13 protein-coding genes are annotated in these 11,336 nt (G+C 69.4%); 7 read left to right on the forward strand and 6 right to left on the reverse strand.

The window, feature by feature from the left end; genetic code table 11:
- Nucleotides 1-3: 3 nt before the first annotated feature.
- Complete coding sequence (xseA, locus tag B9Y95_RS02435; protein ID WP_085510489.1) at nt 4-1,263, reverse strand: exodeoxyribonuclease VII large subunit; 1,260 nt, start codon at nt 1,261-1,263, stop codon at nt 4-6.
- A gap of 134 nt (nt 1,264-1,397) precedes the next feature.
- On the opposite strand from xseA, the gene B9Y95_RS02440 reads away from it, so the two are divergent.
- Nucleotides 1,398-2,429 (forward strand): 4-hydroxy-3-methylbut-2-enyl diphosphate reductase, encoded by a 1,032-nt coding sequence (locus B9Y95_RS02440; RefSeq protein ID WP_071261248.1) that lies wholly within the window; start codon nt 1,398-1,400, stop codon nt 2,427-2,429.
- Complete coding sequence (locus B9Y95_RS02445) at nt 2,426-3,034, forward strand: DUF6264 family protein (RefSeq protein WP_085510490.1); 609 nt, start codon at nt 2,426-2,428, stop codon at nt 3,032-3,034. The genes B9Y95_RS02440 and B9Y95_RS02445 overlap by 4 nt, the downstream gene beginning before the upstream one ends.
- Before the next feature lie 62 nt (nt 3,035-3,096).
- Here the strand turns inward: B9Y95_RS02445 and fbaA are convergent, their stop codons facing one another.
- Nucleotides 3,097-4,122, reverse strand: a complete 1,026-nt coding sequence (fbaA, locus tag B9Y95_RS02450; RefSeq protein WP_085510491.1) for a class II fructose-bisphosphate aldolase — start codon at nt 4,120-4,122, stop codon at nt 3,097-3,099.
- Between the two features lie 76 nt (nt 4,123-4,198).
- Here fbaA and B9Y95_RS02455 point away from each other — a divergent pair, with 76 nt between their 5' ends.
- Entirely contained in the window at nt 4,199-5,194 is a 996-nt protein-coding gene (locus tag B9Y95_RS02455; RefSeq protein ID WP_085510492.1) for a fructose-bisphosphatase class II, read from the forward strand.
- A 50-nt stretch (nt 5,195-5,244) separates the two neighbouring features.
- Complete coding sequence (glpX, locus tag B9Y95_RS02460; protein WP_064296437.1) at nt 5,245-6,243, forward strand: class II fructose-bisphosphatase; 999 nt, start codon at nt 5,245-5,247, stop codon at nt 6,241-6,243.
- Nucleotides 6,244-6,322: 79 nt separating this feature from the next.
- On the opposite strand, the gene B9Y95_RS02465 is transcribed toward glpX, so the two are convergent.
- Both B9Y95_RS02465 and B9Y95_RS02470 read right to left on the reverse strand, forming a co-directional pair.
- Nucleotides 6,323-7,702 (reverse strand): DNA recombination protein RmuC, encoded by a 1,380-nt coding sequence (locus B9Y95_RS02465; RefSeq protein ID WP_085510493.1) that lies wholly within the window; start codon nt 7,700-7,702, stop codon nt 6,323-6,325.
- 58 nt (nt 7,703-7,760) lie between these two features.
- Nucleotides 7,761-8,342 carry an exonuclease domain-containing protein gene (locus B9Y95_RS02470; RefSeq protein WP_064296572.1) on the reverse strand — a complete coding sequence of 194 codons (582 nt, stop codon included), beginning with the start codon at nt 8,340-8,342 and terminating at the stop codon, nt 7,761-7,763.
- Between the two features lie 132 nt (nt 8,343-8,474).
- Between B9Y95_RS02470 and ychF the strand changes: the two genes are divergently transcribed.
- Complete coding sequence (gene ychF, locus B9Y95_RS02475) at nt 8,475-9,548, forward strand: redox-regulated ATPase YchF (RefSeq protein WP_085510494.1); 1,074 nt, start codon at nt 8,475-8,477, stop codon at nt 9,546-9,548.
- Between the two features lie 69 nt (nt 9,549-9,617).
- On the opposite strand, the gene B9Y95_RS02480 is transcribed toward ychF, so the two are convergent.
- Entirely contained in the window at nt 9,618-9,956 is a 339-nt protein-coding gene (locus B9Y95_RS02480) for a hypothetical protein (protein ID WP_085510495.1), read from the reverse strand.
- A gap of 154 nt (nt 9,957-10,110) precedes the next feature.
- Here B9Y95_RS02480 and B9Y95_RS02485 point away from each other — a divergent pair, with 154 nt between their 5' ends.
- Nucleotides 10,111-10,389 (forward strand): type II toxin-antitoxin system RelE/ParE family toxin, encoded by a 279-nt coding sequence (locus B9Y95_RS02485; RefSeq protein ID WP_085510496.1) that lies wholly within the window; start codon nt 10,111-10,113, stop codon nt 10,387-10,389.
- Nucleotides 10,376-10,693: a HigA family addiction module antitoxin gene (locus B9Y95_RS02490; RefSeq protein ID WP_079705513.1), complete on the forward strand. Its 318-nt coding sequence runs from the start codon at nt 10,376-10,378 to the stop codon at nt 10,691-10,693. Before B9Y95_RS02485 ends, B9Y95_RS02490 begins: the two co-directional genes overlap by 14 nt.
- A 90-nt stretch (nt 10,694-10,783) precedes the next feature.
- Here B9Y95_RS02490 and B9Y95_RS02495 read toward each other — a convergent pair whose 3' ends face one another.
- Nucleotides 10,784-11,302, reverse strand: a complete 519-nt coding sequence (locus tag B9Y95_RS02495; RefSeq protein ID WP_085510497.1) for a hypothetical protein — start codon at nt 11,300-11,302, stop codon at nt 10,784-10,786.
- Between the last annotated feature and the right edge of the window lie 34 nt (nt 11,303-11,336).

The following is an 11,336-nucleotide window of genomic DNA, read 5'->3' on the forward strand; positions in this document are numbered from 1 at the left end:
ATCCTATTCGTCGTCGGTCCGGGCGGCAGCCGTGGCCGGGCCGGTACTGGAGGCGCCGATCGCGCCGGAGGCGAGGGTGACCAGGAGCTCCGTCCCGGCGGGGGCGTCGGCCTCCGCACGGATGACCGCGCCACCCGGGACGCCGGCCTCCGGGTCCGCTCGCTGGACGATGGCGTAGCCGCGGTCGAGCGTGCGCTGCGGCGACAGGGCGCGGAGGTGCGCGCGGAGTTCCGTCACCTCGCGCTGGGAGCGCTCGACGGCGCGGTCGATGAGCTCGGCACCCCTGGCGACCGTGCGGGTCAGCTCGTCCGCCCGCGAGTCGACGATCCAGGACGGGTCGGCGAGCGCGGGACGGGTGCGGAGGGTCGCGAGTCGGTCGATCTCGTGACCGAGCAACGAGGTCACCCGGGAGGACAACCGGACGCGGGTCTGCTGCACGCGAGCGAACTCCTCCGCGACGTCGGGGACGACCCGCTTGGCGGCGTCGGTCGGTGTGGAGGCGCGGAGGTCGGCGACGTCGTCGAGCAGCGGGCGGTCCGCCTCGTGGCCGATGGCGCTCACGAGGGGCGTGGTGCAGGCGGCCGCGGCTCGGACCACGCGTTCGTCGCTGAACCCGAGGAGGTTCTGGAAATCGCCACCGCCACGAGCGACGATGATGACGTCGACCTCGGGGTCGGCGTCGAGCGTCTGCAGAGCGCTCACGACGTCGCCGGGGGTGCGGTCGCCCTGGACGGCGGCGTGGACGACGCGGAACCGGACCGACGGCCAGCGCAGCTCCGCGTTGCGCAGGACGTCCTTCTCGGCGTCGGAGTCCTTGCCGGTGACCAGCCCGATGCACTGCGGGAGGAACGGGAGCGGCCGCTTGCGCGACGCGTCGAAGAGCCCCTCCTCGGCGAGCTGCCGACGGAGTCGTTCGAGTCGCTCGAGGAGGTCGCCGATGCCGACGTGCTTCATCGCCATGACCTGCATGGTGAGCGTGCCGCCCTTGAGCCAGTAGTTCGGCTTGACCAACGCGACCACGTGGTCGCCCTGCTTGAGATCGGCGGGGATCTTCGCGCGGACCGACGACCAGATGGTGAACCCGACCGTCGCATCGATCTCGAGGTCTTTGAGCTTGCCGTAGACGTTGCCGCCCGAGGCGCCCCACTGCGTGATCTCGCCCTCGACCCAGACCGTGCCGAGGCGGTCGATGTAGTCGCGGAGCTTCGTGCCGAGGAGCGCGACCGGCCAGGGGGCTTCCATGGTGGCCGGTGCATCGCTCATCCCTCAAGCCTAGCCGCGAGCACCGACGGTGCGGGGTCGCGGACCACCCGGCCGTTCACGGCCGACTCCCGAGCGCTGCCGCGTAGAATCCACACGTGACCGATCTCCGCGACGCCCCAGCCATCGGCCTCGGCATGCCGAGGCTCCGACGCATCGCCGGACGCCTCGCAGACCTCCCCGTCGCCGGTGAGAAGCGCGTCCTGCTCGCCGCCCCTCGTGGATACTGTGCCGGCGTGGACCGTGCGGTCGTCGCCGTCGAGAAGGCCCTCGAGCACTATGGTGCGCCGGTGTACGTCCGGAAGCAGATCGTCCACAACGTGCACGTCGTCGATCAGCTCGAGGCGCAGGGCGCGGTGTTCGTGGAAGAGGTCGACGAGGTGCCGTCCGGCGCGCACATCGTCTTCAGCGCGCATGGTGTCTCGCCAGCTGTGGTCGATGCCGCCGCCGACCGCGGGCTGCTCGCGATCGACGCCACCTGCCCGCTCGTCACCAAGGTCCACCGCGAGGCCGTGCGCTTCGCCCGTGACGACTACGAGATCCTGCTCATCGGACACGAGGGGCACGAGGAGGTCGAGGGGACGGCCGGTGAAGCGCCCGACCACGTCACGCTCGTCACGAGCCCGGAAGCCGTCGACGACCTCGTCGTCGCCGACCCCGACAAGGTCGTGTGGCTCTCGCAGACCACGCTGTCAGTGGACGAGACCATGGAGACGGTCCGCCGCCTGCGCGAGCGGTTCCCGAAGCTCCAGGACCCGCCGAGCGACGACATCTGCTACGCGACCCAGAACCGTCAGGTGGCCATCAAGAAGGTCGCCCAGGACGCTGACCTCGTGATCGTGGTCGGGTCGGCGAACTCCTCCAACTCGGTGCGCCTCGTGGAGGTCGCCCTCGAGTACGGCGCGAAGGCCGCGTACCGCGTCGACTACGCGCACGAGATCCAGCAGGCCTGGCTCGACGGCGTCGTGACCGTCGGTGTCACCAGCGGCGCCTCCGTGCCGGAGGTCCTCGTCGACGAGGTCCTCGAAGAACTCTCCGGAGCCGGCTACGGCGCGGTGCAGGAAGTCAAGACGGCCGAGGAGGACCTCATGTTCTCCCTGCCGAAGGAGCTGCGCAAGGACCTTGCCGGCACGACCGATCCGCGCGCCCTGGGAGGGCGTCGACCATGAGCGAATCCCGCCCCCGTCCGCAGTTCGGTGAGTACGCGTCCCCCGAGGAGCAGCGTGCCCGGATCGCCGAGCCCATCGACGAGCAGCGGGCGGAGGAGCTCGGCATCGCGCCGGTCGTCCCCGTCGAACGGCAACCGCGGCAGCAGCAGGAGCCGACCCTGCGCGAGCAGACGCGTGAGCAGGCGAACGAGCCTGGGGTGGTGCAGCCGGGCGCTCCGACCGTGGCCGCCAGACGACCCGTCGCCGGAGACCGGATCGCGACGTCGATCCTGCTCGGACTCGGCCTCGTCGGCCTGATCGTGACCATGCCGGGCCTGCTCGACCTCCCCGGCCTGATCCGCCCCGCACTCGTGCAGATGGGTGTCTCGGGTTACTCCTCGGACGGTCTCGCGAGCGCCATGGGCATCCTCGCGCTCGGTCTCCAGATCGCCCTGTGGGTGGGCGCCATCATCCTGTCGAGCCGGTCGCTCCGCGCGGGTCGGCTGACCTTCTGGATCCCGCTCGTCGCCGGTGTCGCGGCGAACCTGGTCGTGGTGATCTGTCTCGCCGTGGCCATGGGTGCCGACCCGGCGTTCATGGAGTACGTCCGCTCGCAGCAGCCGTAATCGTCCACACACGAAGAACGGGCCCGGCAGCGATGCCGGGCCCGTTCTGTTGGTGCAGGTGACTAAGAGGTGCTGGTGCCGTACGAGCCGAGCTGCTTCGTCGACTCCAGGACGCGAGCGGCCATCGCCGACTCGGCGACCTTGCCCCACGCGCGCGGGTCGTAGACCTTCTTGTTGCCGACCTCGCCGTCGAGCTTCAGCACGCCCTCGTAGTTCGACAGCATGTAGCCGGCGATCGAGCGGGTGAACGCGTACTGCGTGTCGGTGTCGATGTTCATCTTGACGACACCGTTCGCGACGGCCTCGGCGATCTCGGCGTCGGTGGAACCCGACCCGCCGTGGAAGACGAGGTCGAGGGGCTTGGGGCCGTGGCCGTACTTGGCGGTGAGGCCGTCCTGGATGGTCTTCAGCAGCTCGGGCTGGAGCTTGACGTTGCCGGGCTTGTAGACGCCGTGCACGTTGCCGAAGGTGAGGGCGGCCATGTAGCGCCCCTGCTCGCCGAGGCCGAGCGCCTCGACGGTCGCGATGGCGTCGTCGAGCGTGGTGTACAGGTGCTCGTTGATATCGTGGCTGACGCCGTCCTCTTCGCCGCCGACGACGCCGATCTCGACCTCGAGGATGGCGTTGATGGCCTTGGTGCGCTTGAGCATCTCGGTCGCGATCTCGAGGTTCTCCGTGAGCGGGACCGCCGAGCCGTCCCACATGTGGGACTGGAAGATCGGGTTGCGGCCGGCCTTGACCTCTTCTTCGGAGGCGGCGATGAGCGGCATGACGAAGCCGTCGAGCGCGTCCTTCGGGCAGTGGTCGGTGTGGAGCGCGACGGTGACGGGGTAGTTCTTGGCGACCTCGGTCGCGAACTTCGCGAAGGCGATCGCGCCGGCGGCACGGTTCTTCACGGTGTGGCCGGCGAAGTAGTCGGCGCCGCCCGTCGTGACCTGGATGATGCCGTCGGAACCGGCCTCGGTGAGGCCCTGGAGGACGGAGTTGATGGTCTGGCTGCTCGAGACGTTGAACGCCGGGTACGCGAACCCGTTCGACTTCGCCTTGTCGAGCATCGCTGCGTACTGTTCCGGGGTGGCGACGGGCATGTCTTCTCCTTGCGTGGGGACGATTCGCCTTGAAGTCTAGTGACTCGGGCTCCGAGGCATACGGCACGATGGGGACATGATCGAGCGCGCTCCGGACTCCGACCTCCTCGACGGCTTCCTCGACGCCACGAGGGCCGCCGCTGCCGCCGTCGCGGGTCTTGTCGGAGGCGGTGACGGCATGCGCATCGACGGGGTCGCCGTCGATGCGCTCCGCAGGGCGCTCGAATCGCTCCCGGTCGACGGGCGCGTCGTCGTGGGGGAGGGCGAGAAGGATCAGGCGCCCATGCTGTTCGTCGGGGAGCGTTTCGGCACGGGTGCCGGGCCGGCGATCGACCTCGCCGTCGACCCCGTCGACGGCACGAAGCTCGCGGCCACGGGCAAGCCGGACTCCGTCGCCGTGATCGCCATCGCCCCGCGCGGTGCGATGTTCGACATCGGCCCGGCGTACTACCTCGAGAAGCTCGTCGCCGCCGGTGGGGGACGCGAGTTGTCGCTGGCCGACCCGATCGCGGTGACCCTCGACCGGCTCGCTGCCCGGCTTGGGCGGCCGGTCGAACAGCTGCGGGTCGCGGTCCAGGACCGTCCTCGGAACGCGGCGACCGCCCAGGCCGTGACCGCCGCCGGTGCCGAGCTCGTGAGCTTCATGGACGGCGACGTCGCCCTGTCCCTGCGGGCCGCGGCCGCCGACGGCGACCTCGATCTGCTCCTCGGCGTGGGCGGAGCCCCCGAGGGCATCCTCACGGCTGCCGCGGTCCGGGCCCTCGGCGGCTGGATGACGGCGCGCTTCGCACCGCAGTCGCCGGAGGAACGTGCGCGGCTCGTCGATGCCGGGACGGATCTCGACCGCGAGGTCCCGCTCGACGAACTCTGCCGCGATGACGCCTGGCTGCTGCTCAGCGCCGTCACGTCGACCGCGCTCGCCGCCGGAGCCGAACTCGCCGGGGTGCGTCTGGAGGACGACGGTTCAGCCATCGTCGAGTCCGTCGTCGTCGGTCCCGGGAGCCCGCTGACGAGGTCACGGAAGTGCCTCGATCGAGACGCACCCACCGGCCTTCCCAGCCCGGTTCGATAGGCTGAAACCCTCATCCACCGAAGCGTCGTGTCCCACGAGGCGAGCGATCCATGGAGGATCCAGTGACCCAGCCTGAAACCGGCTCCCACTATCTGCAGCCCGACCGCAACCTCGCCATGGAGCTCGTGAGAGCGACGGAGGCCGCCGCGATCCGGGCGGCGCCGTTCATCGGGCGAGGCGACAAGAACGCCGCCGACGGTGCGGCGGTCGACGCCATGCGCGCCTTCCTCGGCACCGTCAACTTCGACGGCGTGGTCGTCATCGGCGAGGGCGAGAAGGACGAAGCGCCCATGCTGTTCAACGGCGAGCACGTCGGCAACGGCCGCGGTCCGTCCTGCGACATCGCCGTCGACCCGATCGACGGCACGAGCCTCACCGCCGCCGGCCGCCAGAACGCCCTCTCCGTCATCGCCGTGTCCGACCGCGGCAGCATGTTCGACCCGTCCGCGGTGTTCTACATGGACAAGATCGTCACCGGCGCCGACGGCATCGGTGTCGTCGACATCAGCCAGTCCATCGGCGACAACATCCGCGAGCTCGCGAAGGCCAAGGGCAAGCAGCCCGAGGACATCCGCGTCGCCGTCCTCGACCGACCGCGCCACGCGCAGCTCATCGAGGAGATCCGCGCGGCCGGTGCCGGGACGCGGCTGCTGCTCGACGGCGACGTCGCGGGTGGCATCAACGCCGCGCGCTACGACTCGCGGATCGACATGTGCGTCGGCATCGGCGGTACGCCTGAGGGCATCATCACCGCGTGCGCGGTGAAGGCGCTCGGAGGCCTCATCCAGGGCAAGCTCATGCCGAAGGACGACGCCGAGCGCGAGCGTGCGCTCGCGGCCGGTCACGACCTCGACCGCGTCCTCGGCGCGAACGACCTCGTCCGTGGCGACAACACGTACTTCGTCGCGACGGGCGTCACCCACGGTGAACTCGTCGACGGCGTGCAGCGCAAGGGTCCGATCATCCGCACCGAGAGCCTCGTGCTGCGGTCGCGGTCCGGCACCATCCGCCGTGTCGAGGCAGACCACCTCGCTGCGAAGTGGCTGTAGCCGCTCCTCCAGCAGAGCGAAGCGCCCGGTTCCACCTCACGGTGGTGCCGGGCGCTTCGTCGTGCGGTGTTCGTGCCGGTCAGTCCTGGAGCCGGTGGGCGAGTCGCGTCTCGAGCTCGCTCGGCTCGCCATCGGACGGCTCCGGTGAGGGCTGCGCCTCCGGTGCGGTGAGGCGCTTCGGTGAGGCGTCGCTCTGGCTCACCTGGCCGATGACCGTCGCCTCGTCGAGGGCGTCGAGCTTGCGCGCCGTGACGAGCACGCGGGTCTCGAACGAGGAGGCGAACTGGTTGTAGTTGGTGACCGTGCTCTCGATGGACCGGCGCAGGCGGTCGGCGTGGTCCGACAGCGTCGAGAGCCGCTGGTAGAGCTCCTTACCGAGGTCGAAGAGCCGCTTCGCGTCCTCGGTGAGGACGTCCTGCTGCCAGGTGAACGCGACCGTCTTGAGGACCGCCCACAGGTTGACGGGGGAGGCGAGGGCGACCCGTTTGCCGAAGGCGTAGTCGAGCAGGCTCGCGTCGGCCTCGAGTGCTGCGGCGAGGAGCGACTCGCTCGGGATGAAGCAGATGACGAACTCCGGGCTCGACTCGAGGCCGCGCCAGTAGCCCTTCGCGGCGAGGGCGTCGACGTGCGACCGCACGGCCTTCACGTGCTGCGCGAGGAGGGCGGTGCGTCGTGCGGCCTCCTCGCCCGTCGCAGTCACCGGGATGGTGCTGGCTTCGAGGTACTGGGCGAACGGCACCTTCGCGTCGACCGCGATCGACTTGCCGCCGGGGAGTCGCACGACCATGTCGGGTCGGCCGATGACATTGTCGGACGTGATGCTCGACTGCAGGTCGAAGTCGACGCGCTGCGTGAGACCGGCTGCCTCCACGACGTTCCGGAGTTGAGTCTCGCCCCAGACGCCGCGGGTGGCGTTGTTCCGGAGCGCCGAGGCGAGCGACTCAGTGGTCGACCGCAGGCGTTCCTCGGACTCCGAAGCCGTCTTCAGCTGTTGGGCGAGCTCGCCGTGCTGGCGGCTGCGCTGCTGCTCGAGTTCCGCGACCTTCGCCTGCATGTGCTCGAGGCTGTGCTGCACGGGCGCGAGGGCCTGCAGGACCTGGCTCTCCTCGTGTTCCTGGCGGGATCGTCGTTCGGCGTCGGCGCGGTGGCGCTCGGCGAGCTCGCGATACTGCTCGCGCTGGGCGTTCAGCTCACGTCCGAGACCGTCGGCCGTGGCGTCGAGTGCGGCGAGTTCGGCGCGCAGCGCGGCACGGAGTTCCGCCTCCCGTGCAGAAGCGTCGGCGAGGAGTTGCGCCTGCTGGCCGCGGAGGTCGGCGAGTTGGGCGGTGTGCCTGGCCTCGAGCAGCGCCGGGTCGACCGAACCCGCGCCGGTGCGCCGCTGCAGCAGGAGGATCGCCACGGCTGCGCCGATGACGAGTCCGATGAGGAGGCCGATCCCGAGGGCGAGTGCGCTGTCCATGCCCTCAGTGTGTCGGGGGCCGCCGACATCGGTCGGAGGCCGCGCGGTGACCGCGGGCTCAGGCGGCGACGGCCGTCCCGATCCGGCCGATCTTCACGCTCGTGAGCTGCGCGAGTTCGGCGATCGAGGATGCGCCGTGGCGGGCGGCGGCGTGGATGATGATGTGCGCGGAGGCCTCGGCGTCGCCGGTGGCGTCGTGGTGCTGGAAGTCGTCGAACCCGGCGGCGAGAGCCGCCACGGGGAGCCGGTAGGAGTCGAGCTGATACGTCTTGCGGGCGACGTTGAGGCTGCACAGGTAGCTGAGGTCGGGGCAGTCGAGGCCGGTGGCGGCGCAGCCACCGCGGATGACGCCCATGTCGAAGCCGGCGTTGTGGGCGACGAGGGCGTCACCCTGGGCGAAGTCGAGCAGCGTGTCGAGCTGGTCCGCCCAGCCCGGCGCCCCGAGGACGTCGGTCGCGACGATCCCGTGGATGCGGGTGTTCCACTCGAGGAACGCGTCGTGTCCGGCAGGGGGCTGGATGAGCCAGCCCGCGCGGTCGACGACGATCCCGTCGCGGACCCTGACGAGGCCCACGCTGCAGGCGGAGGCGGATGACGAGTTCGCGGTCTCGAAGTCGATGGCGGTGAAATCCAGTGGCACGTCCTCACCCTCGCACCAGCGTCCGACACCGCTCGGGTGGCACGCCGCATGCCGCTCGATCGACGGTGCCGATCCGAGCCCGGAGCGGAGGCGCGACCCACGGGGACGCGCGGCCAAGTACGATAGACCCTCGTGGCTCTTACTCTCGGCATCGTCGGCCTGCCCAACGTCGGCAAGTCCACCCTGTTCAACGCGCTCACGCGCAACAACGTGCTCGCAGCGAACTATCCGTTCGCGACGATCGAGCCGAACGTCGGCGTGGTCGAACTGCCCGACGCCCGGCTCGGCAAGCTCGCGGAGATCTTCGGCAGCGAGCGCATCCTGCCCGCCGCGGTGTCCTTCGTCGACATCGCCGGCATCGTCAAGGGCGCGAGCGAGGGGGAGGGGCTCGGCAACAAGTTCCTCGCGAACATCCGCGAGGCCGACGCCATCGCGCAGGTCGTCCGCGGCTTCGCCGACCCCGACGTCGTGCACGTCGACGGCGACGTGAACCCGGCCTCTGACATGGAGACCATCAACACCGAGCTCATCCTCGCCGACCTCGAGACGCTCGAGAAGGCGATCACCCGGTTCGAGAAGGAGGTCAAGGGCAAGAAGCTCGACCCCTCCGTCCTCACGGCGGCGAAGGAGGCGCAGGACGCGCTGAACGCCGGCACCCCGCTCTCGGCGACGAAGATCGACCTCGCGCCCATCAAGGAGCTCGGTCTCCTCACTGCCAAGCCGTTCATCTACGTGTTCAACGTCGACGAGGACGTCCTCCAGGACCAGGCGAAGCTCGACGAGCTGGCCGCCCTTGTGGCGCCGGCGAAGGCCGTCTTCCTCGATGCCAAGCTCGAGTCGGAGCTCGTCGACCTCGATGAGGACGACGCCCGCGAGATGCTCGAGTCGACCGGCCAGACCGAGTCCGGCCTCGACCAGCTCGCGCGCATCGGCTTCGCGACGCTCGGCCTGCAGACCTACCTCACGGCGGGTCCGAAGGAGTCGCGCGCGTGGACGATCCCGCAGGGTGCCAAGGCGCCCCAGGCGGCCGGCGTCATCCACACGGACTTCGAGAAGGGCTTCATCAAGGCCGAGGTCATCTCGTTCGACGACCTCGTCGAGACCGGCTCCGTCGCCGAGGCCCGCTCCAAGGGCAAGGCCCGCATGGAGGGCAAGGACTACGTCATGCAGGACGGCGACGTCGTGGAGTTTAGATTCAACGTCTAGTGCGGCGAGAGCGCACATTCCGTCGTCTCCCGGCGTCTCAGTCGACGGAATGAGCACTCTCGGTGATGGTTACCGCTTCCGCCGCTCTTCCGCGATCCACGTGTGATCGGCGATCGCGGCTGAGACAGCTTCGCGATACTGTGCGCCGTCTGCGGTGCGGTACAGATCCCTGCTGAAGAACGGCGATTCACTCCGGTAGGGCGCACTGTGGTGGACGCGTCTGGCGAGGTCGGACAGGACATCGTGGTCGCCCGCGAGGTATGCGGTGAGCTCGGAGTCGTTCAGCCGGATGAGCGCGGAATCGTCGATGAGAGCGCTGTAGCTGTACCTCGCGTCGAGGTAGAGCGAACCCTCCTGCTCGACGAGGAACCACATTCCTGGTTCATGGTCGACGTAGCGCATGTCCATGCCTCGATTCTCCCGGAGGTCCGGAGGTCCGGAGGTCCGGAGGTCCGGAGGTCCGGGGCTTCGGGTAGGGACGGACCTACCGTGAACCGGTTCATCGCAAGGAGTATGTAACGACTCACGTTATTAACGAGACGCGTTATACCCTGCTACGACGATCAGGTTGTTCGGCAACAGAGATACCGAGCGATTGTGGCGTCGGGAACGAGTGCGGTCGATCGATCCTCGGATCCATCGGGTTGCGCTCCGGAAGCTTCGCCAGGTGGGTGCCGCGGAGATGCTCGACGATCTTCGGGTCCCACCGGGCAACCGACTCGAGCCGCTCAAGGGCGATCGTGCCGGGCAGCACAGCATCAGGATCAACGACCAGTGGAGAATCTGTTTCGTGTGGACGGCCACGGGGCCCGAGGAGGTGGAGATCTTTGACTATCACTGACTCGAGCGGCAAGCTCGCACCGATCCACCCCGGTGAAGTCCTGATGGAGGACTTCATCGAGGGGTTCGGCATCACGCAGAACAAGCTGGCGGTGTCCATCGGAGTCGCGCCACGTCGCATCAATGAGATCGTCCACGGCAAGCGGTCCATCACGGCAGACACCGCGCTCCGGCTTGCGAAGTACTTCGGCACCTCGGCGCAGTTCTGGCTCAACCTGCAGATGCGCTACGAGCTCGACCTCGCCGAGGATCGGCTTTCGCAGCAAATCGCGGCGATCACACCGTTGAAGCCTGCTGCCGCATAGTGTCACGCTTCCACGCCGAGAGTGCGCGTTCTGTCGGCAGGGTGCGGGTCAGGAGACAGAACGCGCACTCTGGATGGCGGCGATCGACCGTCACCACCAGCGTCTGGCGCGGGGGACCAAGCCCAATAGGGCTGCGAGCCCGGCGTACGCGCTGACCACCCCGAGGAAGCCCATGGGGGTGTCGCGGAGCGGCCCGATGATGAGTAGGGCGCCGAGGCCGAGCGCTGCCACACCGAACCCGGTGCGCCAGCGTCGCCCGGCCTTCGCGGATGGGCGGCGGTCGGGCGGGTCGGTGGGTCGCGGGCGCGCGCGGCGCCGTGCACTCAGCGGCGGTCCGCCGTCGTCTGGCCCGTCGACGGCACGCCCGAACCCGTCGACCCACGGACCGGCACCGACCTCGGGGCAGCGGCCGTGGACGTTCGTGTCGCGGGTCGAGGCATCCGCTGGGTGGGCAGGCATGGCTGCGGCGAGATCCACGTCGAACCTGACGGAACCGTCCGGCAGGAGGGCGTCGTAGCCGACGAACCGCAGCGGCCGTCGGCGCCATCTCGACGTGCCACGGAACGCCGTCGCGCGAACGGCGACGGGACGGTCGGGCGATTCGCGCATGGATCGATGGTGGCACATCGGCTCGTCGTGGTTC

It is taken from the genome of Plantibacter flavus, assembly GCF_900177615.1.
Classification (GTDB): Bacteria; Actinomycetota; Actinomycetes; order Actinomycetales; family Microbacteriaceae; genus Plantibacter; species Plantibacter flavus.